Genomic DNA, 26,299 nt, shown 5'->3' with positions numbered 1-26,299 from the left:
CGCCGGAGGAGGCGGCCGGAATCGGGCGCACGCTCGATGGACGCTATCGGCGCCAGGTCGTGTCCTATGCCGGCGGCCAGAGACCCGGGACCGTGGTCATCGATACGACCGCGCACTTCCTCTACCTCGTGCAGCCCGGCGGCCAAGCGCTCCGCTACGGCATCGGCGTCGGGCGCCCGGGCTTCACCTGGGCCGGCGTCAAGACGGTGACGCAGAAGAGGGAATGGCCCGGCTGGACGCCGCCGCCCGAGATGCTGCGCCGCCGGCCCGACCTGCCCCGGTACATGGAGGGCGGACCGGCCAACCCCCTCGGGGCCCGCGCGCTCTATCTCGGCTCCTCGCTCTACCGCATTCACGGCACCAACGAGCCGCACACGATCGGCCAGTCGGTATCCTCGGGTTGCATCCGCATGATGAACGAGGACGTGATCGACCTCTACGAGCGGGTTCCGGTCGGCGCCACGGTCGTCGTGAGCTGAGATGCGAGAAGCCCCGCCGCAGCGCTGCGGCGGGGCTTCCGGAATGAGGCGGGATGCGACGCGGCGCTCAGACCCAGTCGTCGCCGCTGCCCGAATCGCCGTCGTCGTACGAAGCATCCTGGAAGTCGCCGCCGAGCGGTGCGCCGAAATCCTCGCCGCCCGCGTTCTGGGCGTCGTTGCCGAAATAGTTGTTCTCGATGATCGTCTCGCCGCTGCCGCCGGCCGCGCCGCCGAGACCCGCCGCGCCCAGGCTGCCGAGCTGCGAATGCCCGCCGCTGAAGGCGTTCGCCAGCGCGCTGCCGAGCAGCATGCCGCCCGCCGCGCCCGCCGCCATCGGCAGCGCCGAGGCCAGGAAGCCGCCGCGCTGCGGCTGCTGCGGCTGGCCGCCCCACGGCCCGCCCTGCTGGGGCGCGTAGCCCGGCTGGCCGTAGCCGCCCTGCTGCGGATAGCCGCCGCCGTAGCCAGGCGGCGGCTGCTGCGGCTGCCCGTAGCCCGGGCCCGGCTGGTTGCCCCAGGCACCCTGGCGTGGGGGCTCCTGCCGCGATCCGCCGCCGAAGATGCTGGAGAAGAAGCCGCCGCCGCCCGCGCCCTGGCCGGCGCCCTGGCCCCGCTGCATCTCGGCGCGCGCCTGTTCGAGCTGTTGGTTGAGGCTCTTGATCGCCTCTTCCTGCACGTAGATCAGCTGCGCCATCGCGTAGGGGGCGTAGGGTTGCGCCCGGATCTTGTCGGCGATGAAGCGCTCCGCGTCGGCATCGCGGGGCTGCTGCGCGGCCTGCTCCAGACGCTGGAAAATGCCGTTGATGACGTCGCGTTCTTCGCTGTTCATGGAGTCTTACTCCTCTGAGGCCGGGCGGCGTGAACCTCCCGGCGGCCTCCAGATGGGAGGGGCGTTGCTGTTTGTCACGGGGCCCGCGCTGGGAATCTCGGCCTTTTGCGGCCCCGAGAGCATTACGTTTTCGTCACCATCGCTCATCCCGCCGTCCATCCGGCATCGACGCCGCCGGACGCGCAGCCGATCCCCGATCCACCCTGACGATTCGCCAGAATTGAAATGGTTCCGCGCGCCGAGCGGGGGCCCGGTGCGGGCGGGCGCCTATCTGGCCCCTGTTTCGCCTGTTAAGGACGGCGCGCGCGGCACGCGTGACGGGCCTGCCGCCGGGAGGACGATGATGGATCGACAAACGATCAGCGGGTTGAAGGTGGCGCGGACGCTGCACGATTTCGTGGTGCGCGAGGCGCTGCCCGGCACGGGCGTGTCGCCCGAGGTGTTCTGGGGCGGGCTTGCCGCCATCCTGCGCGATCTGACGCCGAAGAACCGCGCGCTTCTCGCCAAGCGGGACGCCCTGCAGGACCGGATCGACGCGTGGCATCGCGAACGCGCGGGCAAGCCGATCGACCAGCGCGAATACGAGGGTTTCCTGCGCGAGATCGGCTATCTGCTGCCCGATCCCGGCCCGGTGAAGGCGCGGACCGAGAACGTCGACGACGAGATCGCCACCATCGCCGGCCCCCAGCTCGTGGTGCCGGTGTCGAACGCCCGCTACGCGCTGAACGCCGCCAATGCTCGCTGGGGCTCGCTCTACGACGCCTTCTACGGCACGGACGCGATCTCGGAGGAGGGCGGCGCGACCCGCGGCCCCGGCTACAACCGCACCCGCGGCGCCCGGGTCGTCACCCGCGCCCGCGCCTTCCTCGACCGCACCGTGCCGCTCGCGGGCGGGCGCCACGCCGACGTGGTGACCTACGCGATCGAGCATGGCGGCCTCGTCGGCAACATGAACACCGGCGACACGATCCCCCTCGCGCGGCCCGACGCCTTCGTGGGTTATCGCGGCCGGGCCAGCATGCCCTCGGCCCTGCTCCTGCGGCACAACGGCCTGCACATCGAGATCGTCCTCGACCGCACCCACCGCATCGGCCGCTTCGACGCCTCGGGCGTCGCCGACATCCTGATGGAATCGGCGATCTCGACCATCATGGACCTGGAGGATTCCGTCGCGGCGGTGGATGCCGACGACAAGGTCGTGGTCTACCGCAACTGGCTCGGCCTGATGAGCGGCACCCTCACGGCGCGGTTCCAGAAGGACGGCCGGGTGACGGAGCGCCGGCTCAATCCCGACCGGCACTACACCGCCCCGACCGGCGGCGAGGTGACGGTGCCGGGCCGCAGCCTGATGCTGGTGCGCAACTGCGGCCACCACATGTTCACGGACGCGGTGCTCGATGCCGAGGGCAGCGAGGTGCCGGAGGGCATCCTCGACGCCGCGATCACGGCGATGATCGCGATCCACGACCTGCGCAACGAGTCGGGCCTGCGCAACAGCCGCAAGGGCTCCGTCTACATCGTCAAGCCGAAGATGCACGGGCCGGAGGAGGTCGCCTTCGCGGTCGAGCTGTTCGGCCGGGTCGAGGCGATGCTCGGCCTCGAGCCCAACACCCTCAAGATGGGCATCATGGACGAGGAGCGCCGCACCACGGTGAACCTCGCCGCCTGCATCAAGGCCGCGGCGGAGCGGGTGGTGTTCATCAACACCGGCTTCCTCGACCGCACCGGCGACGAGATCCACACCGCCATGGAGGCGGGTCCCGTCATCCGCAAGAACGACATGAAGGCGACGCCCTGGATCAAGGGCTACGAGGAGAACAACGTCGATGTCGGCCTCGCCTGCGGCCTGCTCGGCCGGGCGCAGATCGGCAAGGGCATGTGGGCGGCGCCCGACGCCATGGCCGACATGCTGATGCAGAAGGGCGTGCATCCGAAGGCCGGCGCCAGCACCGCCTGGGTGCCCTCGCCGACGGCGGCGACGCTCCACGCCCTGCACTATCACGAGACCGACGTGCGGGCCCGCCAGGAGGAACTCGCCCGCCGGCCCCGCTCGGCCCTGTCGGAGATCCTGCAGATCCCCCTCGCGCGCTCGAACTTCGCGCCCGACGACGTGCAGCAGGAGATCGACAACAACGCCCAGAGCATCCTCGGCTACGTGGTGCGCTGGATCGACCAGGGCGTCGGCTGCTCCAAGGTGCCGGACATCCACGACGTCGGCCTGATGGAGGACCGGGCGACCCTGCGCATCTCCTCTCAGCACATCGCCAACTGGCTGCACCACGGGGTGGTGAGCGAGGAGCAGGTGATGGAGACGCTCAAGCGCATGGCGAAGGTGGTGGACCGCCAGAATGCCGGCGATCCGCTCTACACGCCGATGGCGCCGGGCTTCGACGGACCCGCCTTCAAGGCCGCCTGCGACCTCGTCTTCAAGGGCCGCGAGCAGCCGAACGGCTACACCGAGTGGGTCCTGCACGCCCGCCGCCGCGAGGCGAAGGCCTTGGGCGCGCCGACCGAGAAGGCGCGGGAAGGCGCGACGGCGTAACGCCCCGTGCCCGGCGGCTCAGGCCGCCGGGCCGCCGCCCTCCGGGCAGGCCCCGAGCCAGGGCTGGCCGTTGACCATGCCGACCCGCCAGCCCGCGCCGTCCGGGCTGTCGTAATGGTCGAGGCGGGTGAGCGAGCAATTCTCGACCGCGAAGGCGAGGCCGCCCTGCGGCGGAAGGGCGAGCGCGAGGGCGATCGCGGCGCGGATCGTGCCGCCATGGGCCACCGCGATGATGTCCCGCCCCCGATGCTCCTCGGTGAGGTCGGCGATGGCCGCGTGGACCCGCTCGCACATCTCGGAAAAGCTCTCGCCGTTCGGCGGCCGCTCATCCGCGGGCGCGAACCAGTAGCTGCCCGCCTGCGGCTGCCGCTCGGTGAAGAAGCGCGCGCGCTCCTGGCCCTGCCAGTCGCCGAGATTCTGCTCGGCCAGGGCGGGCAGCGCGGTCATCGCCGGAGCCGCGCCGTCCATCGAGAAGTCGCGGGCCTGCCACAGGGCCTCCGCGGTCTGCCGGGTGCGGCCGAGATGGCTCGACAGCCAGACGGCGCCGTGGGGCAGCACGGGGGCGAGCCCCGCGAAGACATGCACGTCGCCGCAATCGCAGGGAATGTCGGAGCCGCCATAGATGCGGCCGTCATCGCACCGCACGGGGGCGTGGCGCACCCACCACCAGCGGGTGCGGACGAAGGGGTGAGAAGTCGCTTGGCTCATGGATCGAGCTATAGCGTGAATTGTCAGGACGGCGAACGCACCATACCGTTCTTTCGAAGGAGCGGAGCTGGCGGATGGACGACGGGCAGGACGACACGATCTTCGGCGCGCATATCCCCTTCGCCCGGCTCTGCGGGGTGGAGGCCCTGCGCTACGCGGAGGGGCGGACGCATCTGCGCCTCGCGCTCGGGCCGCAGCACGGCAACAATCTCGGCATCGCCCATGGCGGCGTGATCTGCACGCTCCTCGACATCGCCATGGGCACGGTGGCCCGGCTCACCGCCGGACGCCCGGTCGTGACCCTCGACATGCAGACGCGCTTCCTCTCGCCGGGGCGCGGGGTGCTCCTGGCCGAGGGCCGGGTCGTGCGGGCCGGGCAGTCGATCCTGTTCTGCGACGCGGAGGTGCGGACGGAGGAGGGGAGCCTCGTGGCGACGGCGAGCGGCGTGTTCAAGCCGACCGGGATGCGGGAGCCGGCGGAGCCGAGGTGAGCGGCAGCCCGCGCTCACGCCGCCTGCAACACCTGCCCGTCATGTCCGGTCACGGTGAAGGCATCCAGCGTCCCCGGTGCCACACCCGCCGGCAGCCGCACGGGCAGGAAGCCCTCCGTGCGGCCGATGCCGCCGCGCTCGGCCAGCACCCTCCGCACCCGCCCGACCTCGGCGTCGAGGCGCCGGGCGAGCGACGCGGCCCCGGCCTCCCGCAGACGCGCCGCCCGCGCGCGGATCACCGCGCCCGGGACCTGCGGCATCCGGGCGGCCGGCGTGCCGGGGCGGGGCGAGTAGGGGAAGACATGGAGCTGCGTCAGCCCGCATTCCTCGATCAGCGCGAGCGAGCGGGCGAACTGCGCCTCGGTCTCGGTGGGAAAGCCCGCGATCAGGTCGGCGCCGAGGACGATGTCGGGGCGCAGGCGCCGCACGCGCGCGCAGAAGGCGATGGCATCCGCGCGCGCGTGGCGGCGCTTCATGCGCTTCAGCACGAGGTCGTCTCCCGCCTGAAGCGAGAGATGCAGATGCGGCATCAGCCGCGGCTCGGTGGCGAGCGCGTCGATCAGATCCGCATCCGCCTCGACGGAATCGATCGAGGACAGGCGCAGCCGGTCGAGATCGGGGAGCGCCGCCAGGATCGCCTTTACCAAGCCCCCGAGGCCCGGGCCATCCGGGAGGTCGCGTCCGTAGGCGGTGAGATCGACCCCCGTGAGCACGATCTCCCGGGCGCCGTCCTCCGCCAGCGTGCGGGCCTGCGCGATCACCGCCGCCGCGGGCACGGACCGGGAATTGCCCCGCCCGAAGGGGATGACGCAGAAGGTGCAGCGGTGGTCGCAGCCGTTCTGCACCGGCAGGAAGGCCCGGGTGCGGCCCGGCATCCGCGGCGCGGGAGCGATGGCGGCCTCGCGCACCGCCATGATGTCCTCGACGCGGACCCGCGCGGTCTCCTGCACCCGCCAGCTATCGCCCGAGAGCTTCGCGTGGTTGCCGATCACGGCGGCGACCTCGGGCATCGCCGCGTAGTCTTCCGTCTCCACCTGCGCGCCGCAGCCCGTCACCACGATCCGGGCCCCGGGGCGCTCGCGCGCCACGCCGCGGATCGCCTTGCGGGCCTGCCGGGAGGCCTCGGCCGTCACCGCGCAGGTGTTCACCACCACGAGATCGTCGTTCCGGCGCGCGGCCTCGGCCGCCCGGCGCAGCGCCTCGCCCTCGACGGCGTTGAGCCGGCAGCCGAAGCTCAGCACCTCCACCGGCATCAGGCGGCCCCGGCGAACAGCGAGGGCGCGAAAGTGCCGTCCCATTCGAGTTCGGTCGGGCCGGTCATCAGGACGTGATCGTCCTCGCCCCAGACGATGACGAGGTCGCCGCCCGGCAGCGTCACCACGGCCCGGCGCCCGGTGAGGCGCAGGCGTGACGCGGCGACCAGCGCCGCACAGGCCGCCGAGCCGCAGGCGCGGGTGAGCCCGACGCCGCGCTCCCAGACGCGCAGCACGATGTGCGCGGGGCTCAGCACCTGCGCGATCGAGATGTTGGCGCGTTCCGGGAAGATCGGATGGGCTTCGAGCAGCGGGCCGATCCGGCCGAGATCGTAGCTCGCCGGGTCCCGGTCGACGAAGAACACCGCGTGCGGGTTGCCCATGCTGACGACCCCGGGCGAGTGCAGGATGGGGTCGTCGATCGGGCCGATCTGCAATTCGATCCGCCGCGTGTCGGGGAAGGGCTCCGCCAGCGGAATCTCGTCCCAGCGCAGACGCGGCGGCCCCATGTCGACGGTGAAGTCCGTGGCCGAGACGCGGTCGACGGTCAGCCGCCCGGCGCGGCTCTCGAGGGTCAGGCGCTCGCCCGGCCGGCCGGTGACCGAAGCCATGACCGGATCCGCCAGCATCGCCCAGCCGACGCAGCGCGTGCCGTTGCCGCAGGCCCCCGATTCCGAGCCGTCGCTGTTGTAGATGCGCAGGACCGCGTCGGTCCCGGCCGTGACCGGATCGTGCAGGACCATCAGCTGGTCGAAGCGCGAGCGCGGATCGGCCGCGATCGCCCGCGCCTCCCCGGGCTGCACGACATGCGCCGTGCCGCGCAGGTCGAGCACCACGATCTCGTTGCCGAGGCCGTTCATCTTCAGGAAACGGCGATTCGCGAGAAGGGACATGGCAGGGCGGCTTCGGCGGTTCTCGGTCGGGTCGGCTGCTATATGGCCCCAAATGGCCGCGCAGGCGAGCACCGGTCTCGCGGGGTCGAGGAAACCGCATTACGGTCGGGCGCGTTCGGCGAGCGCCGCGAGCGATCCGCGCGGCACGACGCCGATCTTGGGCCTGAACTTGGGCCCGAACTTGGGCCCGAACCCGAATCCGACCGGAGCGCCTCGCCCGTGACCGTTTCCCGTCTTCCGCTGACCGCGCTCGGCCTCGTCCTCGCTCTTGCGGCGGGGGCCGGTGCGCCCCGCGCCCAGCAGGCCCCGGCACAGACCAATCCCCTGCCGACGACGACGGATCCCGGAGCGGGCCCCCGCTCGGGCGAGGCGCCGCAGCCGCCCCTGCCTGAGAAGGCGGTGCCGCCCGCCCCGCCGGTCGCGGGCGCGCGCCAGACCCTGGTGCAGGCTCCGGGGGACCCGTCCGACGTCGACGAGGTCACGCTGCCGGCCAAGCCCGCGGTGATCATCTCCGGCAACGCGAAGTGGGACGCGGCGGTGCCGAGCCTGCGCGACAGCTTCGCGCGCATCGAGTCCGACCTCGCCAAGGCGGGCATCCGTGCGGTGGGCCGTCCGATCGCGGTGTTCACCCGCACCGACGACGACGGTTTCCAGTACGAGGCGATGATCCCGATCGATCAGGTGCCCGATCCGAAGCCGCCGGGCCTGCCCGCGGATCTGCGCTTCGGCACCACGCCGAGCGGCAAGGCGCTGCGCTTCGTGCACAAGGGCGCCTATGACGAGATCGACCAGACCTACGAGACCGTGACCGCCTATCTCGACGCGAAGGGCATCATCGTCCAGGACGCCTTCGTCGAGGAGTACCTGACGGATCTGAAGAGCGCCTCGGATACGGGCCTCGAGGTGAACATCTTCGCCCTGCCGAAGTAGCGGCCGAGCCGGCCCTCTCTCCTCTCCAGAGCGGGAGAGGAGAGAGGGCCCTTACTTCTCCGCCGCGCGCACCTTCTCCAGGAAGGCCGCGTAGTTCTCCGGCGTGAGGATGCCCACGAGCTTGTCGCGGATGCGGCCGTCCGGGCCGATCACGAAGGTTTCCGGCACGCCATAGACGCCGAAATCGATGCCCACGCGTCCGGTCTCGTCCATGCCGACCGCCCGGAACGGGTTGCCGTGCCGGCCGAGGAAGCGGCGGCCGTTCTCCGGCGCGTCCTTGTAGTCGATGCCGACGAGGTTCACGCCGTCCTTGGCAAGGCGCATCAGCATCGGGTGCTCCGCCTGGCAGGGCGTGCACCACGAGGCCCAGACGTTGAGCACCGTCACCTTGCCCTTGAGGTCGTCGCTCGACAGGCCCGGCACCGGCTGTCCCGCCGGCCCGAGGCCGGTCAGGGCCGGCAGGCTGAAGGCCGGCACCGGCTTGCCGATCAGCGCGGAGGGCACCGCGGAAGGATCGTAGCCCGCGGTCAGCAGCCGGCCGAGAAACAGGCCCGCCAGCGCCGTGAAGACGAGGAGCGGCAGCAGGAACAGCAGACGACCCCGCCAGGGCGAGGCCGGCCCGGTCTCGTCGGTCGCGCTCACGCGTCCCTCCCGCCCTGGAGGCGCTGCAGGGCGCGCCGCTGGGCCCGGTGGTCGAGGAGCGCGTGCAGGATCATCGCCCCGACGACGAGGGCCGTGAAGCCGTAGGCCCCGATGATGAAGGTGGCGTGCGGTCCGAAATCCACGGGTCGTCCGATCGCTGGCGCGGGGAGGGGCGGAGGAGGGGTCAGGCCGCCTGCGGCGCCGGCACGCCGTCGAGGCGCTCGGCTTCGAGGATGGCGAGCGTGCGCACCCGGCGGCGGAGGATTTCGGTGCGCATCGCGGCGAGATGCAGCGCGATGCCCAGGACCGAGAAGGCGACGATCATCACCAGCAGCGGGTAGAGCATGGTCGGATGGATGGTCGGGCCGCCCATGCGCAGGATCGAGGCGGGCTGGTGCAGCGTCGACCACCAGTTCACCGAGAACTTGATGATCGGCAGGTTCACGGCGCCGACGAGCGTCAGGATCGCCACCGCGCGCGCCGCCCGGCCCGGATCCTCGATGGTCCGCCACAGGGCGAGCAATCCGCAATAGATCAGGAGCAGCACCAGCATCGAGGTCAGGCGCGCGTCCCACACCCAGTAGGTGCCCCACATCGGCTTGCCCCAGAGCGAGCCGGTCACGAGGCAGATCAGCGTGAAGGCGGCGCCCACGGGGGCGGCGGCGCGCTGCGCCACATCCGCGAGGGGGTGGCGCCAGACCAGCGTGCCCAGCGCCGATGCCGCCATCGAGCCGTAGAAGAACACGCCGAGCCACGCCGCCGGGACGTGGATGAACATGATCCGCACCGTCTCGCCCTGCTGGTAATCCGCGGGCGCGACGAAGAAGGACAGGTAGAGGCCCACGGCCAGGAGCAGCGCCGCCAGCCCCGCGATCCAGGGCAGGGCGGCGCCCGACCAGCGCATGAAGTGGCTCGGCTGGGCCAGCCGGGAGAAGACGCCGTTCGCCATGGCGGCGGTCTACTCCGCGCCGCCGCATCCCGGCAATGCGGACGATGGGCGCATGGCCGGAACGGATGACGTCCCGCCCCGTTGAGGAGCGGGTTTAAGGTCAAGGTTCTTCTCCATGCTGAAATGGGCTCTCATCTTCTTCGTGGTCTCGCTCGTCGCGGGCGCGCTCGGCTTCACCAACGTGGCGGCCGGGGCCCGCGGCATCGCCCGCCTGCTGTTCGGCCTCTTCCTCGTGATCGCGGTCGTGATCGTGATCGTCGCCTTCGCGCTCGGTCAGGCGGTGTTCTGATCCGCGAGAGCGGCGCCCGATCACGCGGCCCTCGGGCGCTGCTCTAGCCCTTTGATCTTTAAAGCGTTTTCTGCGAAGAGCCGGCATCCACTCCGTCGGACGATGCTCTCATCCTACTCGCTCCAGCGCAGGGCGGCCGCGGCGCCGAGCGTCCCCACGACGCCGGCGACGAGGCTGAGCGCGCCCAGGATCACGAGCGGCGTCGCGAAGGGCACCGTGCCGCCCGTGGCGGATTCGGCCGCCGAGACGCCGAAGATCAGGGTCGGGATCATCAGGGGCAGCACCACCACGGCGAGGATCAGCCCGCCACGGCGGATCGACGCCGTGAGCGCCGCACCGACCGCACCGATGAAGGTGAGCGCCGGCGTGCCGAGGAGGAGCGTCAGGCTCGTCGCCGCCATGGCAGTGGGCGAGAGCGCCACCAGCAGGCCGAAGAGCGGCGCGGCCAGCGCGAGCGGCAGGCCCGTGGTCAGCCAATGGGCCAGGGCCTTGGCCAGGACGACGAGTTCGAGCGGCACCGGCGCGCCGGTGAGGAGATCGAGGGAGCCGTCCTCCTCGTCGGCCTGGAACAGGCGGTCGAGGCCGATCAGGGTGGCGAGCACGGCGGCGAGCCACAGGATGGCCGGGCCGATCCGCGACAACAGGTTGAGGTCGGGCCCGAGCGCGAAGGGCACCAGCACCACGATCATCAGGAAGAAGACGAGCGAGAGCGCGCCCGAGCCGCCGATGCGGCCGGCGAGCCGCAGGTCGCGCAGGAGCACGGCCCGGAAGGCGCGGATCATCGGGCGACCTCGGCGAAGGGATCGGTGCGGGCGGGCCCGGCGGGGCGGAAATCCTCGATCGACAGGGTGCGGGCCGCCTCCAGGCCGAGGGCCTGATGGGTCGCGGCGACCACCAGCCCGCCCGCTGCGAGGTGCTCGCCCATCAGCCCGGCGAGGATGCCCTGCGAGGCGACGTCGAGGGCGGCGGTGGGCTCGTCGAGCAGCCAGAGCGGCCGGCGGCAGACGAGGAGGCGGGCGAGCGCGACCCGCCGCCGCTGCCCGGCCGACAGGTAGGCGACCGGCAGGCCGGCCGCGTGGGCGAGCCCCATCCGGGCGAGCGCCGCGCGGGGTTCCAGGGTCGCCTCGCCGAGGAGGTCGCGGGCGAAGGCGAGGTTCTCCTCCGCGGTGAGCGCGCTCTTCAAGCCATCGCGATGGCCGACGCCGTGCAGGCATTCCGGAATGGTGCGCTCGCCGACCTCCTCCGCCCGGAGCGATCCGGCCTCCGGCGCGAGGCGTCCGGCGAGGATGGCGAGGAGGGAGGACTTGCCGGCGCCGTTGCGCCCGGTGACCACCAGCGCCTCGCCCGGGCCGAGGGCGAAGGAGAGGCCGGAGAAGATGCGCCGCCCCGAGCGGCGGCAGGCGAGCCCCTCGGCGATCAGGCGCATGGAGGGGTGATCCGGGTGCGGGGGTGGGCCGGCGGATTCATGTTTCGGGGCGGGAGCCTCTCCTCTCCCCCCGTCCGAGAGCCGGAATGACTTTGCCGCGTGTGCAACGCGGAGCGGGAGATAGGAAGGCGCGGCACGGACATCACCGATATCGGATCCCGTGCATGGCACGCACTCCCCTCCCTCATGCTGAGCTGCGAGCGCAGCGAGCCTCGAAGCACCCCGCAACGCTGATCCGAGTCTTGGCGCTCGGGATTCCCGTTCAGGGGTGCTTCGAGGGCGCTGCGCGCCACCTCGGCATGAGGAGCCGCGCGCTCGCCAGTTTCCGTCCGCTGATGAGCCGGCGCCCGAGATGGGTGAACGACGTTGCCCGAGGGGGAGAGGGGCTCCCCGCGCTCGTATCGCTCCCGGACGGCGGGGCCGCAGGCGGAGAGAGGAGAAGCTTGCGCCGCATCCGGTGATGGGGGCGTGCCGCAACCCGGCACGGGAGAGGACCTCCCCGCGCATTCGCCGTCCGCCGCCGACCCGACCGTTCCCACGTCCACCCCTCGTTTCCCCAGATCGCCCCGGTAGCGGGCAGTTTCGAAGTGTTCTATACGCGTCCCTGGCTGCGCCGCGCGACCTTGAAGGCGTCCAAACCGTCTCTCGCGCAATCCAGTCCGGGCACCCCCGGGGCGGCGCGCGCACCGCGGCATCCGCGGCCTTACGGTCCGGGGATGGCGCAGGGCAAGCGGAGTCGTGCCCGCATGGGGACCGGCGCCGCTTCGCGCATCCGGCCGAACACTCAGTCTGGCGCAGGTCATGCCTGCGCCGTGTTCGACAACCCCTCGCGAGGACCACGCCGTGGCTTCCATCGACAGCTTCAAGTCTCGTCAGACCCTCCAGATCGGGTCCAAGACCTACGCCTATTATTCGATCCCCGAGGCCGAGAAGAACGGCCTGCCCGATGCCAGCCGGCTGCCCTTCTCGATGAAGGTGCTGCTGGAGAACCTGCTCCGCTTCGAGGACGACCGCTCGGTCAAGAAGGCCGATATCGCGGCCGTCACCGCGTGGCTCGACAACCGCGGCAAGGACGAGACCGAGATCGCCTTCCGTCCCTCGCGCGTGCTGATGCAGGACTTCACCGGCGTCCCGGCGGTGGTCGACCTCGCGGCCATGCGCGACGCCATGGTGGCGCTCGGCGGCGACCCGAAGAAGATCAACCCCCTGGTTCCCGTCGACCTCGTCATCGACCACTCGGTCATCGTCGACGAGTTCGGCACCCCGAAGGCGCTGGCCGACAACGTCGCCCTGGAATATCAGCGCAACGGCGAGCGCTACACCTTCCTCAAGTGGGGCCAGACGGCGTTCGACAATTTCTCGGTGGTGCCGCCCGGCACGGGCATCTGCCACCAGGTCAACCTCGAATACCTCGCCCAGACGGTCTGGACCAAGGCCTTCGAGAACGGCCAGGAACTGGCCTATCCGGACAGCCTCGTCGGCACCGACTCGCACACCACGATGGTCAACGGCCTCGCGGTGCTGGGCTGGGGCGTTGGCGGCATCGAGGCCGAGGCGGCCATGCTCGGCCAGCCCCTGTCGATGCTGATCCCCGAGGTCGTCGGCTTCAAGCTCTCGGGCAAGCTGCCGGAGGGCACCACCGCCACCGACCTCGTGCTCACCGTCACGCAGATGCTGCGCAAGAAGGGCGTGGTCGGCAAGTTCGTGGAATTCTACGGTCCCGGCCTCGACGACATGGCGGTGGCCGACCGCGCCACGATCTCCAACATGGCGCCCGAATACGGCGCGACCTGCGGCTTCTTCCCGGTCGACGCGAAGACCATCGACTTCCTGCGCGTCACCGGCCGCGCGGACGACCGCATCGCCCTCGTCGAGGCCTATGCCAAGGCCCAGGGCATGTGGCGCGACGCCTCGACCCCCGATCCGGTCTTCACCGACACGCTGGAGCTCGACCTCGGCGACGTGAAGCCCTCGCTTGCCGGCCCGAAGCGCCCGCAGGACCGCGTGCTGCTCGATTCCGCCAAGGCGGGCTTCGCCGCCTCGATGGAGAGCGAGTTCCGCAAGGCCGCCGACATCGCCAAGCGCTACCCGGTCGAGGGCGCGAATTTCGACATCGGCCACGGCGACGTGGTGATCGCGGCGATCACCTCCTGCACCAACACCTCGAACCCGAGCGTGATGATCGGCGCGGGGCTTCTCGCCCGCAACGCGGTGGCCAAGGGCCTGCGCTCGAAGCCCTGGGTGAAGACCTCGCTCGCGCCCGGCAGCCAGGTGGTGGCGGAGTACCTGGAGAAGGCGGGCCTCCAGCAGAGCCTCGACGCGCTCGGCTTCAATCTCGTCGGCTTCGGCTGCACCACCTGCATCGGCAATTCGGGCCCGCTCCCGGCGCCGATCTCGAAGGCGATCAACGACAACGACGTCGTCGCGGCGGCGGTGCTCTCGGGCAACCGCAACTTCGAGGGCCGCGTGAACCCCGACGTGCGGGCGAACTACCTCGCCTCGCCGCCGCTCGTGGTCGCCTACGCGCTCGCGGGCTCGCTGCAGATCGACCTGACCAAGGACCCGCTCGGCACCGGCTCGGACGGGCAGCCCGTCTACCTGAAGGACATCTGGCCGTCCTCCGCCGAGGTGAGCGCCTTCATCGAGCAGACGATCACCTCGGCCCTGTTCAAGTCGCGCTACGCCGACGTGTTCGGCGGTGACGAGAACTGGAAGGCGGTCGAGGTCACCCCGGCCCAGACCTTCTCGTGGAACCCGGGCTCCACCTACGTGCAGAACCCGCCCTACTTCGTGGGGATGCAGAAGACGCCGGCGCCGGTCACCGACATCGAGGGCGCGCGGATCCTCGGCCTGTTCCTCGACTCGATCACCACCGACCACATCTCCCCCGCGGGCAACATCCGGGCGGCCTCGCCGGCCGGCCAGTACCTGCAGGAGCATCAGGTCCGCGTGCAGGACTTCAACCAGTACGGCACGCGGCGCGGCAACCACGAGGTGATGATGCGGGGCACCTTCGCCAACATCCGCATCAAGAACCAGATGGTCCGCGACGAATCCGGCACCGTGGTCGAGGGCGGCTGGACGCTCTACCAGCCGTCCGGCGAGAAGATGTACATCTACGACGCCGCCATGCGCTACCAGGCCGAGGGCACGCCGCTGGTGGTTTTCGCCGGCAAGGAATACGGCACCGGCTCCTCGCGCGACTGGGCGGCCAAGGGCACGAAGCTGCTCGGGGTGCGGGCGGTCGTGGCGGAGAGCTTCGAGCGCATCCACCGCTCCAACCTCGTCGGCATGGGCGTGGTGCCGCTGGTCTTCCAGGGCGATACCACCTGGGCGTCGCTCGGCCTCAAGGGCGACGAGACCGTGACCATCCGGGGCCTCGCCGGTGACCTGAAGCCGCGCCAGACGCTGGTCGCCGAGATCACCGCGGCGGACGGCAGCAAGAGGGACGTCCCGCTCACCTGCCGCATCGATACGCTGGACGAGCTGGAATACTTCCGCAACGGCGGCATCCTGCCCTACGTCCTGCGCCAGCTCGCGGCGTAAGCGCGGCCGGCCGACACCCGCGGGCCGGGCCGCGCCCGGCTCCCCCTGATCGAGAGGGCCCCTTTCGCCACCGGACGGGGCCCTTTTTCATGCGCCGCCGCGGCGGCCGCCCGCGTTGGGACGCCGTGACCAGGAGAGAGACGCCATGACTCCGGACGACAAGATCAACGGCCTGACCGTCCTCTCGGCCAACCACGGCGAGATGATCGCCCGGCTATCGGAGGCGCAGGCCGACGTCGCGGCCAAGCAGGTGGCGCTCCAGATGGCGGTCGGCTTCCTGGCGCGCATCCTGCGCTCGATCGATTCCGATCATTACCGGCACGAACTCGCCGGTTATCTCGCCATGCTGCAGGACGCGTTGACGCGCGACGATCCCGATTCCGACATCGCCCGGCGGGTCCTCGACACGGTGCGGGCGACGCTCGAGATCGGGGACGAGGAGGAGGGCTGACGGCGCCCTCAGGCCGCCGGCAGCGTCGGAATCCCGAGGAGGAGCGCCATCTCGGGCCCGGCCTCGGCGCCGAGCAGGTCGGCCAGGGTGGTACGGTCGAGCACGGCCAGGAACGCCGCCAGCGCCTCGCCCAGCACCCGCTTCAGGCGACACGGCGCCGTGATCGCGCAGGCGCCGCCCGAGAAGCACTCGACCAGCGCCAAGTCCTCCTCCGTCTCGCGCACCACCGCGCCGATCACGATCTCGGCGGGGGGACGGCCGAGCCGGATGCCGCCGCCGCGCCCGCGCAGCGTGTGCACGAGACCGAGCCGCCCGAGCTGATGCACCACCTTCACGAGGTGGTTCTCCGAGATGCCGTAGGCCCGGGCGATCTCGGCGATCGAGCATTGCTCGGGCTCGCGCAGGCCGAGATAGATCAGCGTGCGCAGGGCGTAGTCGGTGTAGCGGGTGAGGCGCATCGCGGGCTCCGGAATACCCCTTAAGGTATATACCAATTGCACCTTTTCAAACCGGCCCGTAAAAGGTGCATGTCGAATGCATCTTAGAGGATCGTCATGCCCACTCCGCTGACGCCGGCCACCATCGCCCTCGTGAAGGCCACGGTTCCCGCCCTCGAAGCCCACGGGCTCGCCATCACCCGGCGCATGTACGAGCGCTTGTTCGAGAATCCGGAGATCCGGGACCTGTTCAACCAGTCCCACCACGGCGAGACGGGATCGCAGCCGAAGGCGCTGGCCGACGCGGTGCTGGCTTATGCGCGCCACATCGACAATCTGGGCGTGCTCGGCGGCGCAGTGGAGCGCATCGCCCAGAAGCACGTCGCCCTGAACATCCTGCCGGAGCACTATCCCTTCGTGGCCGAGGCGCTGCTCGGTGCGATCAAGGACGTGCTCGGCGACGCGGCGACCCCGGAGATCTGCGCCGCCTGGGGTGAGGCCTACTGGTTCCTGGCCGAACTGCTGATCGGCCGCGAGGCGGCGATCTACCGTGAGCAGGCGGCGCAGCCCGGCGGCTGGAACGGCTGGCGCGACTTCGTCGTGGAGAGCGTCACGCCCGAGAGCGCGGTCATCACCTCCTTCGTGCTCGTTCCCGCCGATGGCGGCCCGGTGCTGCGTCACAAGCCCGGGCAGTATCTCGGCTTCCTGTTCGATCTGCCGGGCCACGGCGTCCTGAAGCGCAACTACTCGATCTCCTGCGCGCCGAACGATCGCGCCTATCGCATCACCGTCAAGCGCGAGGCCCATCCGGACCTGCCGGCCGGCATCGTGTCGAACTGGCTGCACGACCACGCCCGTCCCGGCACGCGGCTGCGCGTCGCGGCGCCGGCCGGCGACTTCGTGCTCGATCAGGAGGGCCGGGATCCGGTGGTGCTGGTGAGCGGCGGCGTCGGGCTCACCCCGATGGTCAGCATGCTGGAGGAGATCGTCGCGACGGCGCCCGAGCGGCCCGTCTGGTACGTCCATGGCGCGCTCAACGGGCGGGTGCACGCGATGCGCGACCACGTCCGGAGCCTGGCGGCGGGCCGCGACGCGATCCGCCTGCACACGGTCTACGCGGCGCCCGAGGCGCAGGACCGCTCGGGCGACCATTACGACGCCTCCGGCCTGATCAGTGCGGAGTGGCTGACGGCGCAGGCGCCCGATACGGCGACCTATTATCTCTGCGGCCCGAAGCCGTTCCTCGCGGCGCTGGTGAACGGCCTGCGCCGTCAGGGCATTCCGGACGCGCGCATCCGGTTCGAGTTCTTCGGGCCCGCCGACGCGCTGGACGACGAGGCCCTTCGCGCCGCGTGACGCGCCTGCGGCCGGCCCCGGGGAGCCGTGGGCCGGCCGCATCGACCGGGTTCCGGCACATCTGCCTGCCGTCGGTGGATCGATCATCCGGAACCGTTTTCAGTCTCTCGTCGTTGCGGGCTCGTTTCAAACCGTTCCAAGCGCTGGGCCACGGCCTCGCTGACGAGAGGATGAAAAGATGAACAAGATCATCCGTGGAACCTTGACTGCCAGTCTTCTGGTCCTCGGCGCCGCGACGTCCTTCGCGCAGGGCGGTCCTGGCGGCGGCGCGGGCGGAGGTTCAGGGGGCGGTGCCCCGGGCGGTGCGGGCGTGGGCGCCGGCGGCGCAACCGGAGGGGGTCCGGGTGGCGGCATGGGCGGTGCCGGTGGCCCTGGTGGCGGCGGTGGTGGGATGCGCGGGGCGACCGGTGGCCCGGGCGGAGCGGGCGGCGAGCGCGGGACGGCCCAGCAGCCCGGCGGCTCGGCGGGCCGCGAGGGCACGGGACGCGACGGCGGCGTCGCGGATCAGGGATCGCAGCGAGGGGGCGCCGAGCGCGCGGGCGGCGCCGAGCGCTCGGGGGAGCGTGCGGCCGAGCGGGGCGACCGCGACACGCAACGCGGCGAGCGGGCCGCCGAGCGGAGCGGCGGACGCACGGACCGCGGCGAGCGCACCGGGGCCATCGGCGAGGCTCGCGGGGCCTCCTCGCGCCTCGACACGCGCCAGCGCACGGAATTCCGCCAGACCATCGTGAATTCCGGCGTCCGACCGCTGCGGGGCGCCAGTTTCGCGCTGTCCGTCGGCACGGCGGTGCCCCGCTCGGTCACGCTGCACGCGCTGCCGCCGACGATCGTCTCGTTGGTGCCGGCCTATCGCGGCCTGCGCTACGTGCTGGTCGACGACGAGATCGTCATCATCGATCCCGATACCTACGAGATCGTGGACGTCATTCCGGGCTGAGGCCCCTGAGCGCGGTCCGCCACCTCCCGGCATTCCCGCGTCGCCGGGCACGCAAGTCTCCTCTCCCCGCTTGCGGGGAGAGGAGACCGGACCGCGGGATCACCCCCGTCAGGGGACCGCTTGCGGGCTGCACCGCGCGGCGCGGTGCAGCGCCTGGGCCAGGGTGATCTCGGTGGATCGGGGCGCCCGCTGTCCCGGATGATCCTCGCGCCAATGGGCGCCGCGGCTCTCGCGCCGCTCGAGGGCGGCGGTGGCGACGAGGAGCCCGACGCACGCCTCCGGCGACCCGGCCGCGGCCAGGGCGGCGAGCCGGCCCACCGCCCGGGTCAGCCCCTCCTCGTGGCGCACGAGTCCGACCTCGGCCTCCATGATCCGGCGGATCTCCGGCAGGGCGGGCGGTGCCGGGGGTGGCGCGGGCGCGGGGGTGATGCGGCCGGGGCGGAGGGCGGCGTTGCGGATGTCCGCCGCCACGAAATCCGCGAAGGCCATCGCTTCGACGAGCGAGTTGCTGGCGAGCCGGTTGGCTCCGTGCAGCCCCGTCGATGCCACCTCGCCGCAGGCCCAGAGACCGGGGATCGAGCTGCGCCCGCGCCCGTCCACCCGGATGCCGCCCATGTGATAATGGGCCGCCGGCCGGACCGGGATCGGGGTCGTCGCGGGGTCGATGCCCGCGGCCCGGCAGAGCGCGTCCACCGTGGGGAAGCGCCGCGCGACGTCGAGACGGCGCGCGTCGAGGAAGACGGCCTCGCCCCGGCGCGTCCGGCCGAAGATCGCCCGGGCGACCACGTCGCGCGGCGCGAGTTCGGCCCCCGCGATGCCGGCCATGACCCGCTCCCCCGCCGCATCCACCAGCACGGCACCCTCGCCGCGCAGGGCCTCGGTGGCCAGCGGCAGGGGACCGTCGCCTCCGGCCGCGATGGCAGTCGGGTGGAACTGCACGAACTCGACGTCGCGCAGGACCGCGCCGATGCCGGCCGCGAGCGCGAGGCCCGAACCGACCGCGCCGGCCGGGTTGGTCGTGGCGCGATAGAGGCCGCCGAGGCCGCCCGTCGCGAGCACGACCGCGCGCGCCGGGAGATCGATGCTCTCGCCGCCGAAGCTCGCGCGCAGGCCGGCGACCCGGCCCGCGGCATCCTGCGCCAGGGCGGTCGCCCGGCCGATCACTACCGCGATCGACGGGCAGGCCGCCGCCGCCCGTGCGAGCGTGGCGAGCACCGCGTGGCCGGTGGCGTCGCCGCCCGCCTTCACGATCCGGCGACGGCCATGGGCGGCTTCGAGCCCGAGCGCCAGCCCGCCGTCCGCGCCGCGGTCGAAGGCGAGGCCGAGATCCGACAGCCAGCCGACGAGGCCGGGAGCGGAGGTGGCGACGCGCTGCGCGACCTCCGGGTCGGTGAGCCCGGCCCCGGCCGCGAGGGTGTCGGCGGCGTGGAGGGCGGGACCGTCATCCGCGCCGAGGGCCGCAGCGATGCCGCCCTGGGCCCAGGCGGTCGCGGTTCCCTCGCCGAGCGGGGCGCTCGTGATCAGCGTCACCGGCAGCGGCGCGAGCCGCAGGGCGGTGGCGAGGCCGGCAATGCCGGCCCCCACCACCAGGATGCCGTCCGCGCTCACGGCCGCACCGCCAGCATGCGCTCGACCGCCCGGCGCGCGGGCGCCGCGAGGTCGTCCGGCACCGTGACCTCGTGGCTCATGGTCTCGAGAGCCTGCCGGATCTTCGCCAGCGAGATCCGCTTCATATGCGGGCAGAGATTGCACGGCTTGACGAACGCCACGTCCGGATTGCGGACCGCGAGGTTGTCCGCCATCGAGCACTCGGTGATCATCACCACCTGCGCCGGCCGGCGGCGCTCGACGAAGTCCTGCATGGCGGCGGTGGAGCCGGCGAAATCCGCTTCCGCCACCACCTCGGGCGGGCATTCGGGGTGGGCGAGCACCGTCACGCCCGGATAGGCCTCGCGCACCTCGCGGATGTCGGCGGGCGAGAAGCGCTCGTGCACCTCGCAATGGCCGGCCCAGGACAGGATCTCGACCTGCGGCAGCGCGGCCTGGACGTTGCGGGCGAGGTACTCGTCGGGGATCATCAGCACGCGCGGCACCCCGAGGGATTCGACCACCGCCCGGGCGTTGCCGGAGGTGCAGCAGAGATCCGATTCCGCCTTCACCGCCGCCGAGGTGTTCACGTAGGTGACGACCGGCACGCCCGGATGCCGCAGGCGGAGCGCCCGCACATCCGCCGCCGTGATCGAATCCGCCAGCGAGCAGCCCGCGGCGACGTCGGGGATCAGCACGGTCTTGCCGGGATTCAGGAGCTTCGCGGTCTCGGCCATGAAATGCACGCCCGCGAGCACGATGACGTCGGCATCGGTGCGGGCGGCCTCGCGGGCGAGGGCGAGGCTGTCACCGACGATGTCCGCCACCGTGTGGAAGATCTCGGGCGCCTGATAATTGTGGGCCAGCACCACCGCGTTGCGGCGGCGCTTCAGCGCCTGGATCGCCGCCACGTCCCCGGCGAGGGCCGGCCACTCGATCGCCGGCACGTGGCCCTTCACGCGGGCGTAGAGGTCCGGAAGCGGCAAGGGCTCCTGCATGGCTCGGTCGATGGCGGCCATTCCCGTCTCCACCATTTATGCTCATTTTGAGCATTTACCCGGCTAGCGTAATCCCCGCCCGGATCCCTGTCCAGATATGCTGCGATTGAGCATAAGGGGGAGGCGCCGTGACGCGCCGATCCTCAGGAGCGGCGGCCGGGGGGCAGGCGCAGGCCCGGAGCCGGGCGTTCGAGCAGCACCTCGCGGCGGAACCGCATCAGCCGGGCGGGGCGTCCGCCGGTCTCGGCGCTGATCGCGTCGGTCTCCTCCACGAGGCCCTGCTGGGCGACGAGGCGGCGGAAATTCTGCTTGTGCAGGAGCACGCCGGAGAGCGCCTCGACCACCCGCTGGAGCTGGCCCAGGGTGAAGGCCGGCGGCATCAGCTCGAACACGACCGGGCGGTACTTGATCTTGCCGCGCAGGCGCCCGAGGCCGGTGGCGAGCATCCGGCGATGGTCGAGGGCCATCGGCTGGCCGGCGATCCGGTCCGGGGCCCCCGCCTCCGGCACGAGGCCGGCCTCGAACAGGAGTTCGTAGCGCTCCAGCACCCGCTCCTCGTTCCAGCCGCCGCCCGCCACGCCGAAGGCGAGGCCGATCCGGTCCGCGCGGCGGCGGGCCTCGCCGGCATCGGGCGCCGCCTGCGACCACGCGTCGAGCCGGGCGGCGATGGCATCGAGGCAGGCGGGGCTTCCGCTCCGCCAATCCTCGTAGGGGAAGTAGCGATACCAGTTCTGCCACGCCGAATCGGCGGCCGGCCGCGCCTCCCGTACCAGGGCGAGGTACGCCACGGAGAGGGCGTGCGGCCCGTCGCCGTCGGGCCGGCGGTTGCGGTCGCCGAAGGTGTAGAGCTGCTCCACGTAGCCCAGCGTCTGCCCGGTCTGACGTTCCACCCAGGCGCGCAATCCCCGCTCCAGGGTGGGATGGGCCGGTTCCAGCGGGCCGGAGGGAAGGCCCTCGCCGCGGCCGGGCACCGGCTCCGGGACCGTGAGCACGCGGGGCTCGTTCTGCGTGGCGGCGATGATCACGGCGGCGAGGCCGATGGTGGGCGCCGATGCCGCCGCCATCGGCTCCCGTTCCACCCGCTCCGCTTTCGCCATCGCGCCCGCTCCCCGATCGGACCGAGGCTCTACCACGGGGCCGCGGGCGGTCTCCATCGCCGCGGGGCGCTGTTCGCGCCCGACATGCGCGCCGCCCTGCGCGCGGCCGCGGGACCATCGCTTCAGCGATTGACTGGCTTACGGCGTTCCGTCCGCGAAGCTCCTTTCCCGCGCGGCGGGTCCGCGGCTGGCGTGGCTCACGCTGGTGAGCGTCAAGGCGACCTCGATGCAGAGCATCAGGAGAATGCCCGTCAGCAGCGCGATGATCGCCTTCTGGCCGCGCGGGCTGAACCCGACGACGACGCGGGCAGGACCCGCATGGATCGGGACGGGCTCCGGCTCCGGCTCCGCTTCCGGCACCGCCACGGCCTGAGGGGCATCGCGCGACGCGGTAACGGACTCGAATTGCGGCCTGTAGGTTCCGACCGGAATGCGGATGCGCACGCCGGTCCCGGAGCCGAGCAGGCCATGGGCCTCGTCGAGCGTCCGGCGCAGCCGGCCCGCCTCCACGCGCACGCTCGGATCGAGGCTCGGATCGAAATCGTTGCCGCGGTCGAGGGCGCGGGTCGCGATGGTGTAGGCCTTGAGTGCGGTGCCGCGGCCGGCCAGTTCTTCCTCCACCACGAAGCGCAGGAAGCTCGACAGTTTGGGGGAGCGGGTGAATGACGGCGTGCGCAGCACTGTGTCGAGCGTCTTCCGGACCTGATCCTCGGTCATCCGCTCCCCAGATTCCCCCATCGCCACCTTTCCCGGACCGTCCGACCTCAATCGATCAGATAACTCCCCCGGGGTATAACGCAACGGTGCGTTCGCCGTTCGGCGGGGCCTTACCGGACGGCATCAGCACCCATGGTGGCATCGGGTTTCCCCGCCGTCATTGATGTAGATCAAGGCCGGCTCCGGCTCGGCCATTCCGGACGGCCTCGGCAGACGCTTCTTCGGGGAGACGGGATGGATCGCCTCATATGATTTCCGATCGATTGCTCGGCGATTGCCAAGGCAATCGCGTCGCGATGCGGAAATCGATGTCGCTCGGGTGTGCGCGGAGCTAAGGCTCCGCGCCGCACGGGCTGATGACACGCCTTCCGGAAGTGATCCTCCGGAAAGCGTGTCAGTCGAGCCGGGGCGGGAACGGCACGCTGAACAGCAGGCTGTGGGCTTCGTCGCGCACCTCGACGCGCCATTCACGCCAGTCGACGGCGAGCCGTTCCGGCCCGGTCATCGCATCGGCGATGAGGGCGCAAGCCTGCAGATGGGCTTCCCCGAGATCGCGGCATTCGAGGCCAGCTTCATCGGGCACGCTGCGCGTCGAATCCATCACGTCGAAGAAGTATCGAGGCACGGGATCCCGGTGCGGATGGCCATCCGAAGGTCTTCGACACCGCGGAACCCGCGCGAGTCGGCGCTCGGCGCCGACCAGCGAAGCACGCGGCCGTCAGACTGCTGCGTAGCCTGACATAGAAAACGTCCATCGCCAAGTCGCAGGAGCATCGCGAGATCAAGCCTGATCGTTGCCGATCTCTACGGACGGTCGCGGCCAATCCATGCCACAACCAGGAAAAACCGGCACAATCTAATATATCAGCGTATGCGTGCCGTGGATGCCTCGCTGCCCGTCTCCACCTGGGCGTGGACGCTGCCGCGCAGTTGCGCCGCGATGGCGCGCGCCGCGGCGGTCTCGCCTTCGCGGGCGGCCCGCTCGCGCAGCCCGGGCGGCAGGGTGCCGAGGATCGCGGGGAGTGTGGAGGCCGCCTGCTCGGCGAGGCCTGGCTCGCTCCGGCCGGAGGGAGACGTCACGGGCGCCGACGCGTAGGCGAGAAGGCCGATCACCAAGCCGGCGCGCAGCAGGAAGCCCATCCCTGTTCCCCCGAGTTCCACGGCGGCACCGTCGCGAGGAAACGTGAACCTCCTCTCTGCGGCCGCCGCGAATCGCCTCGCATGATTAATGGCGCGCCTTTCGCGGCCGCGCCGGTGCTAGCCGGGACCATGCGGGATGCGGGCCCAAGGCGTCGGCGCACCGGGCTTGGGGACAGCCAACGGGCATCGGCGCTGAACGATCACCGGCCGTGGTGACACCGACCCTCGTCATCGGCGAGGATCAGACCGGTGAACGCATCAACGAGGTCGAATCAGCAAGTTCGCGCCGTCGGCTGGACCAAAGTCCAACTTTTAGTATCCATGCGTTAGAATTTTCTGAGCCGGACGGTCAACCGATTTAGTCTGGCCTGAATCCCCGGGCGCGGCTTAAGGTGATCCGAGACGGACGCCACGTCACGCTCCCTGAGAACAACAACCATCGGGTTCCATGCCGACCGACATCGAGATCGCCCGCGCGGCCACCCTCCAGCCGATCAGCGCCATCGCCGACAGGATCGGCATCCCGGACGCGGCCCTGCACCCTTACGGGCGGCACATCGCCAAGATCGACCACGCCCACATCGCCTCCCTGGAGGCGAAGCCCGAGGGCAAGCTGGTCCTGGTGACGGCGATCAGCCCGACGCCCGCGGGGGAGGGCAAGACCACCACCACGGTCGGCCTCGGCGACGCGCTCAACCGCATCGGCAAGAAGACCGTGATCTGCCTGCGCGAGCCCTCGCTCGGGCCGTGCTTCGGCATGAAGGGCGGTGCCGCCGGTGGCGGCAAGGCCCAGGTCGTGCCCATGGAGGCGATCAATCTCCACTTCACGGGCGATTTCCACGCCATCACCTCGGCCCACAGCCTCGCGGCGGCGCTCATCGACAACCACATCTACTGGGGCAACGAACGCGGCATCGACCTGCGCCGCATCGCGTGGCGCCGGGTGGTCGACATGAACGACCGGGCGCTGCGCTCCATCACCCAGTCGCTCGGCGGCGTCGCCAACGGCTACCCGCGCGAGGACGGCTTCGACATCACGGTGGCCTCCGAGGTGATGGCGGTGTTCTGCCTCGCCCGGGATCTCGCCGACCTGGAGGCGCGCCTCGGCCGCATCGTCGTGGCGGAGACCCGCGACCGCAAGGCGGTGACGCTTGCCGACCTCAAGGCGACGGGCGCCATGACGGTGCTGCTCAAGGACGCCCTGCAGCCGAACCTCGTCCAGACCCTGGAGGGCAGCCCGGCCCTGATCCATGGCGGCCCCTTCGCCAACATCGCGCATGGCTGCAACTCGGTGATCGCCACCCGCACGGGCTTGCGCCTCGGCGACTACGCGGTGACGGAGGCGGGCTTCGGCGCCGATCTCGGAGCCGAGAAGTTCATCGACATCAAGTGCCGCCAGACCGGCCTGTCGCCGAGCGCCGTCGTGATCGTGGCGACGGTGCGGGCGCTGAAGATGCATGGCGGCGTCGAGAAGAAGGCGCTCGGCAGCGAGAACGTCGCAGCCCTGGAGAAGGGCTTCGCCAACCTCGCCCGGCACGTGGAGAACGTGCGCCGCTTCGGGCTGCCGGTGGTGGTGGCGGTCAACCACTTCCACGCCGACACCGAGGCCGAGCACGCCGCCCTGAAGGCGCTCTGCCGCGACAAGCTCGACGTCGAGGCGATCACCTGCCGCCACTGGGCCGAGGGCGGCGCGGGGGCCGAGGATCTCGCCCGCGCGGTGGTGGCCCTGGCCGAGGGCGGCGCCCCGAAGACGCCGAACTTCGTCTATCCGGAAGACGCCAAACTCACCGACAAGATCCGCACCATCGCCCAGACCCTCTACGGGGCGGCGGACATCCAGGTCGAATCGAAGGCCGCCGCCAAGCTCGCCCAGTTCGAGAAGGACGGCTACGGCAAGCTGCCGGTCTGCATGGCGAAGACCCAGTACTCGTTCTCCACCGATCCGGGCTTGATCGGCGCGCCGAGCGGGCACGTGGTGGCGGTGCGCGACGTGCGCCTGTCCGCGGGTGCCGGCTTCGTGGTGGTGATCTGCGGGGAGATCATGACCATGCCGGGCCTGCCCAAGGTTCCGGCCGCGGAGGGGATCTACCTCGATGCCGACGGGCAGATCGAGGGCCTCTTCTGACGCTCCGGTGGGCCGCCGCCCGGCGGCGGCCCATCCTCGACCTCAGGCGGGGGAGGCGAGGGGCTTGCCCGTCTCCACCACGTAGGTGCTGGTGATGCGCACGCGCGTGCCGCCGCTCCTGGCGCCGGCATGCGGCGTGTTCGGCGGGACCTGGAAGGCGTCCCCGGTCTTGAGGACCTTGGTGGGCTGGCCCTCGATGGGCAGCTCGATCTCGCCCTCCAGGATGTAGCCCGATTCGATGCCCGGATGGGTGTGGCGGGCGACCAGCACGCCGGGCTCGATCTCGACCTCGGCGACGATCGTCGTGTAGCCGGGCACCGGCCCGTCGACCTGGGACAGGATCTTGCGCTTCACGCCCGCGGTGGCGGCCGGAGGTGACTGGGCGGAAGCATCGCTGGCCAGGAAGCCGGCCGTCGCACAGAGCGCGCAGGAGGCGATGCGGCCGAAGCCGCGGCGGGTGATCATCGGCGTATCTCCCTG

General features: G+C 71.4%; 27 protein-coding genes (1 of these 27 cut by a window edge). 10 read left to right on the top strand and 17 right to left on the bottom strand.

Translation table 11 applies throughout. The features are described from left to right. On the top strand, window positions 1-479 hold the 3' portion of the coding sequence (locus ACE101_RS15040) for a L,D-transpeptidase (protein ID WP_379130830.1). The gene continues 322 nt to the left of window position 1, outside the view; the window shows 479 of its 801 coding nt (coding positions 323-801); its start codon lies beyond the left edge, outside the window; it ends in the stop codon at window positions 477-479. 67 nt (window positions 480-546) lie between these two features. Here the strand turns inward: ACE101_RS15040 and ACE101_RS15035 are convergent, their stop codons facing one another. Next, entirely contained in the window at window positions 547-1,305 is a 759-nt protein-coding gene (locus ACE101_RS15035; protein WP_379130828.1) for a DUF2076 domain-containing protein, read from the bottom strand. A 343-nt stretch (window positions 1,306-1,648) separates the two neighbouring features. Here ACE101_RS15035 and ACE101_RS15030 point away from each other — a divergent pair, with 343 nt between their 5' ends. After that, window positions 1,649-3,847 (top strand): malate synthase G, encoded by a 2,199-nt coding sequence (locus ACE101_RS15030; RefSeq protein WP_379130826.1) that lies wholly within the window; start codon window positions 1,649-1,651, stop codon window positions 3,845-3,847. 18 nt (window positions 3,848-3,865) lie between these two features. On the opposite strand, the gene ACE101_RS15025 is transcribed toward ACE101_RS15030, so the two are convergent. After that, window positions 3,866-4,555: a histidine phosphatase family protein gene (locus ACE101_RS15025; RefSeq protein ID WP_379130824.1), complete on the bottom strand. Its 690-nt coding sequence runs from the start codon at window positions 4,553-4,555 to the stop codon at window positions 3,866-3,868. 74 nt (window positions 4,556-4,629) lie between these two features. On the opposite strand from ACE101_RS15025, the gene ACE101_RS15020 reads away from it, so the two are divergent. Continuing rightward, entirely contained in the window at window positions 4,630-5,046 is a 417-nt protein-coding gene (locus tag ACE101_RS15020; RefSeq protein WP_379130822.1) for a PaaI family thioesterase, read from the top strand. Between the two features lie 14 nt (window positions 5,047-5,060). On the opposite strand, the gene mtaB is transcribed toward ACE101_RS15020, so the two are convergent. Then, window positions 5,061-6,299 (bottom strand): tRNA (N(6)-L-threonylcarbamoyladenosine(37)-C(2))-methylthiotransferase MtaB, encoded by a 1,239-nt coding sequence (gene mtaB / locus ACE101_RS15015; RefSeq protein ID WP_379130819.1) that lies wholly within the window; start codon window positions 6,297-6,299, stop codon window positions 5,061-5,063. Then, complete coding sequence (gene dapF / locus ACE101_RS15010) at window positions 6,299-7,192, bottom strand: diaminopimelate epimerase (RefSeq protein ID WP_379130816.1); 894 nt, start codon at window positions 7,190-7,192, stop codon at window positions 6,299-6,301. Before dapF ends, mtaB begins: the two co-directional genes overlap by 1 nt. Before the next feature lie 219 nt (window positions 7,193-7,411). Between dapF and ACE101_RS15005 the strand changes: the two genes are divergently transcribed. Beyond that, window positions 7,412-8,122, top strand: coding sequence for a GyrI-like domain-containing protein (locus tag ACE101_RS15005; protein ID WP_379130814.1), 711 nt, complete (start codon window positions 7,412-7,414; stop codon window positions 8,120-8,122). Window positions 8,123-8,173: 51 nt separating this feature from the next. On the opposite strand, the gene ACE101_RS15000 is transcribed toward ACE101_RS15005, so the two are convergent. From ACE101_RS15000 to ACE101_RS14990, 3 genes are read right to left on the bottom strand one after another with little or no spacing between them, the layout of a single operon-like run. Further along, window positions 8,174-8,764 carry a DsbE family thiol:disulfide interchange protein gene (locus tag ACE101_RS15000; protein ID WP_379130812.1) on the bottom strand — a complete coding sequence of 197 codons (591 nt, stop codon included), beginning with the start codon at window positions 8,762-8,764 and terminating at the stop codon, window positions 8,174-8,176. Further along, entirely contained in the window at window positions 8,761-8,907 is a 147-nt protein-coding gene (gene ccmD / locus ACE101_RS14995; protein ID WP_379130809.1) for a heme exporter protein CcmD, read from the bottom strand. The genes ACE101_RS15000 and ccmD overlap by 4 nt, the downstream gene beginning before the upstream one ends. Window positions 8,908-8,948: 41 nt before the next feature. Then, a complete protein-coding gene (locus ACE101_RS14990; RefSeq protein ID WP_379130806.1) occupies window positions 8,949-9,713 on the bottom strand; it encodes a heme ABC transporter permease in 765 nt (254 codons plus the stop codon). 115 nt (window positions 9,714-9,828) lie between these two features. On the opposite strand from ACE101_RS14990, the gene ACE101_RS14985 reads away from it, so the two are divergent. Beyond that, window positions 9,829-10,002 (top strand): DUF1328 domain-containing protein, encoded by a 174-nt coding sequence (locus tag ACE101_RS14985; protein ID WP_379130803.1) that lies wholly within the window; start codon window positions 9,829-9,831, stop codon window positions 10,000-10,002. A 113-nt stretch (window positions 10,003-10,115) separates the two neighbouring features. Here ACE101_RS14985 and ccmB read toward each other — a convergent pair whose 3' ends face one another. Both ccmB and ccmA read right to left on the bottom strand, forming a co-directional pair. Then, window positions 10,116-10,784, bottom strand: a complete 669-nt coding sequence (gene ccmB, locus ACE101_RS14980) for a heme exporter protein CcmB (RefSeq protein ID WP_379130801.1) — start codon at window positions 10,782-10,784, stop codon at window positions 10,116-10,118. Then, window positions 10,781-11,428: a heme ABC exporter ATP-binding protein CcmA gene (gene ccmA, locus ACE101_RS14975; protein WP_379130798.1), complete on the bottom strand. Its 648-nt coding sequence runs from the start codon at window positions 11,426-11,428 to the stop codon at window positions 10,781-10,783. The genes ccmB and ccmA overlap by 4 nt, the downstream gene beginning before the upstream one ends. 843 nt (window positions 11,429-12,271) lie before the next feature. Here ccmA and acnA point away from each other — a divergent pair. After that, on the top strand, window positions 12,272-14,974 hold the full coding sequence (acnA, locus tag ACE101_RS14970; protein WP_379130795.1) for an aconitate hydratase AcnA: 2,703 nt from the start codon (window positions 12,272-12,274) through the stop codon (window positions 14,972-14,974). 145 nt (window positions 14,975-15,119) lie between these two features. Then, window positions 15,120-15,425: a hypothetical protein gene (locus tag ACE101_RS14965; protein ID WP_379130792.1), complete on the top strand. Its 306-nt coding sequence runs from the start codon at window positions 15,120-15,122 to the stop codon at window positions 15,423-15,425. An 8-nt stretch (window positions 15,426-15,433) separates the two neighbouring features. Here the strand turns inward: ACE101_RS14965 and ACE101_RS14960 are convergent, their stop codons facing one another. Then, window positions 15,434-15,883 carry an Rrf2 family transcriptional regulator gene (locus ACE101_RS14960; RefSeq protein WP_379130790.1) on the bottom strand — a complete coding sequence of 150 codons (450 nt, stop codon included), beginning with the start codon at window positions 15,881-15,883 and terminating at the stop codon, window positions 15,434-15,436. A gap of 96 nt (window positions 15,884-15,979) precedes the next feature. On the opposite strand from ACE101_RS14960, the gene hmpA reads away from it, so the two are divergent. Beyond that, the gene (gene hmpA / locus ACE101_RS14955) at window positions 15,980-17,218 is read left to right on the top strand and encodes an NO-inducible flavohemoprotein (RefSeq protein WP_379130787.1); all 1,239 of its coding nucleotides are present in this window, start codon (window positions 15,980-15,982) and stop codon (window positions 17,216-17,218) included. A 391-nt stretch (window positions 17,219-17,609) separates the two neighbouring features. Further along, window positions 17,610-18,155 (top strand): DUF1236 domain-containing protein, encoded by a 546-nt coding sequence (locus ACE101_RS14950; protein WP_379130786.1) that lies wholly within the window; start codon window positions 17,610-17,612, stop codon window positions 18,153-18,155. A 108-nt stretch (window positions 18,156-18,263) separates the two neighbouring features. Here ACE101_RS14950 and ACE101_RS14945 read toward each other — a convergent pair whose 3' ends face one another. The 6 genes from ACE101_RS14945 to ACE101_RS14920 form a co-directional block, all read right to left on the bottom strand. After that, on the bottom strand, window positions 18,264-19,763 hold the full coding sequence (locus tag ACE101_RS14945) for an L-aspartate oxidase (protein ID WP_379130784.1): 1,500 nt from the start codon (window positions 19,761-19,763) through the stop codon (window positions 18,264-18,266). Beyond that, window positions 19,760-20,761, bottom strand: a complete 1,002-nt coding sequence (nadA, locus tag ACE101_RS14940; protein WP_379130781.1) for a quinolinate synthase NadA — start codon at window positions 20,759-20,761, stop codon at window positions 19,760-19,762. The genes ACE101_RS14945 and nadA overlap by 4 nt, the downstream gene beginning before the upstream one ends. 122 nt (window positions 20,762-20,883) lie before the next feature. Next, window positions 20,884-21,837, bottom strand: a complete 954-nt coding sequence (locus tag ACE101_RS14935; RefSeq protein ID WP_379130778.1) for an NUDIX hydrolase — start codon at window positions 21,835-21,837, stop codon at window positions 20,884-20,886. Between the two features lie 138 nt (window positions 21,838-21,975). Further along, window positions 21,976-22,554 (bottom strand): hypothetical protein, encoded by a 579-nt coding sequence (locus ACE101_RS14930; protein WP_379130776.1) that lies wholly within the window; start codon window positions 22,552-22,554, stop codon window positions 21,976-21,978. A gap of 394 nt (window positions 22,555-22,948) precedes the next feature. Then, window positions 22,949-23,179 (bottom strand): DUF6894 family protein, encoded by a 231-nt coding sequence (locus ACE101_RS14925; protein WP_379130774.1) that lies wholly within the window; start codon window positions 23,177-23,179, stop codon window positions 22,949-22,951. 239 nt (window positions 23,180-23,418) lie between these two features. After that, window positions 23,419-23,694 carry a hypothetical protein gene (locus ACE101_RS14920; protein WP_379130772.1) on the bottom strand — a complete coding sequence of 92 codons (276 nt, stop codon included), beginning with the start codon at window positions 23,692-23,694 and terminating at the stop codon, window positions 23,419-23,421. A 448-nt stretch (window positions 23,695-24,142) separates the two neighbouring features. On the opposite strand from ACE101_RS14920, the gene ACE101_RS14915 reads away from it, so the two are divergent. Then, the gene (locus ACE101_RS14915) at window positions 24,143-25,819 is read left to right on the top strand and encodes a formate--tetrahydrofolate ligase (RefSeq protein ID WP_379130769.1); all 1,677 of its coding nucleotides are present in this window, start codon (window positions 24,143-24,145) and stop codon (window positions 25,817-25,819) included. Window positions 25,820-25,861: 42 nt separating this feature from the next. On the opposite strand, the gene ACE101_RS14910 is transcribed toward ACE101_RS14915, so the two are convergent. Then, window positions 25,862-26,284: a cupin domain-containing protein gene (locus ACE101_RS14910; RefSeq protein WP_379130767.1), complete on the bottom strand. Its 423-nt coding sequence runs from the start codon at window positions 26,282-26,284 to the stop codon at window positions 25,862-25,864. Between the last annotated feature and the right edge of the window lie 15 nt (window positions 26,285-26,299).

Source organism: Methylobacterium carpenticola (assembly GCF_042748905.1).
Taxonomy (GTDB): domain Bacteria; phylum Pseudomonadota; class Alphaproteobacteria; order Rhizobiales; family Beijerinckiaceae; genus Methylobacterium; species Methylobacterium carpenticola.
The sequence above is the reverse complement of the archived record's forward strand: the minus strand, read 5'-3'. Positions and strand labels throughout refer to the sequence as shown.

Excerpts from the sequence above, each read along its gene's own strand:
- ACE101_RS15035 (WP_379130828.1), bottom strand. The coding sequence starts at position 1,305 with ATGAACAGCGAAGAACGCGACGTCATCAACGGCATTTTCCAGCGTCTG.
- ACE101_RS15030 (WP_379130826.1), top strand. The coding sequence starts at position 1,649 with ATGGATCGACAAACGATCAGCGGGTTGAAGGTGGCGCGGACGCTGCAC.
- ACE101_RS15025 (WP_379130824.1), bottom strand. The coding sequence starts at position 4,555 with ATGAGCCAAGCGACTTCTCACCCCTTCGTCCGCACCCGCTGGTGGTGG.
- ACE101_RS15020 (WP_379130822.1), top strand. The coding sequence starts at position 4,630 with ATGGACGACGGGCAGGACGACACGATCTTCGGCGCGCATATCCCCTTC.
- mtaB (WP_379130819.1), bottom strand. The coding sequence starts at position 6,299 with ATGCCGGTGGAGGTGCTGAGCTTCGGCTGCCGGCTCAACGCCGTCGAG.
- dapF (WP_379130816.1), bottom strand. The coding sequence starts at position 7,192 with ATGTCCCTTCTCGCGAATCGCCGTTTCCTGAAGATGAACGGCCTCGGC.
- ACE101_RS14990 (WP_379130806.1), bottom strand. The coding sequence starts at position 9,713 with ATGGCGAACGGCGTCTTCTCCCGGCTGGCCCAGCCGAGCCACTTCATG.
- ACE101_RS14985 (WP_379130803.1), top strand. The coding sequence starts at position 9,829 with ATGCTGAAATGGGCTCTCATCTTCTTCGTGGTCTCGCTCGTCGCGGGC.
- ccmB (WP_379130801.1), bottom strand. The coding sequence starts at position 10,784 with ATGATCCGCGCCTTCCGGGCCGTGCTCCTGCGCGACCTGCGGCTCGCC.
- ccmA (WP_379130798.1), bottom strand. The coding sequence starts at position 11,428 with ATGCGCCTGATCGCCGAGGGGCTCGCCTGCCGCCGCTCGGGGCGGCGC.
- ACE101_RS14965 (WP_379130792.1), top strand. The coding sequence starts at position 15,120 with ATGACTCCGGACGACAAGATCAACGGCCTGACCGTCCTCTCGGCCAAC.
- ACE101_RS14960 (WP_379130790.1), bottom strand. The coding sequence starts at position 15,883 with ATGCGCCTCACCCGCTACACCGACTACGCCCTGCGCACGCTGATCTAT.
- hmpA (WP_379130787.1), top strand. The coding sequence starts at position 15,980 with ATGCCCACTCCGCTGACGCCGGCCACCATCGCCCTCGTGAAGGCCACG.
- ACE101_RS14950 (WP_379130786.1), top strand. The coding sequence starts at position 17,610 with ATGCGCGGGGCGACCGGTGGCCCGGGCGGAGCGGGCGGCGAGCGCGGG.
- nadA (WP_379130781.1), bottom strand. The coding sequence starts at position 20,761 with ATGGCCGCCATCGACCGAGCCATGCAGGAGCCCTTGCCGCTTCCGGAC.
- ACE101_RS14935 (WP_379130778.1), bottom strand. The coding sequence starts at position 21,837 with ATGGCGAAAGCGGAGCGGGTGGAACGGGAGCCGATGGCGGCGGCATCG.
- ACE101_RS14930 (WP_379130776.1), bottom strand. The coding sequence starts at position 22,554 with ATGACCGAGGATCAGGTCCGGAAGACGCTCGACACAGTGCTGCGCACG.
- ACE101_RS14920 (WP_379130772.1), bottom strand. The coding sequence starts at position 23,694 with ATGGGCTTCCTGCTGCGCGCCGGCTTGGTGATCGGCCTTCTCGCCTAC.
- ACE101_RS14915 (WP_379130769.1), top strand. The coding sequence starts at position 24,143 with ATGCCGACCGACATCGAGATCGCCCGCGCGGCCACCCTCCAGCCGATC.
- ACE101_RS14910 (WP_379130767.1), bottom strand. The coding sequence starts at position 26,284 with ATGATCACCCGCCGCGGCTTCGGCCGCATCGCCTCCTGCGCGCTCTGT.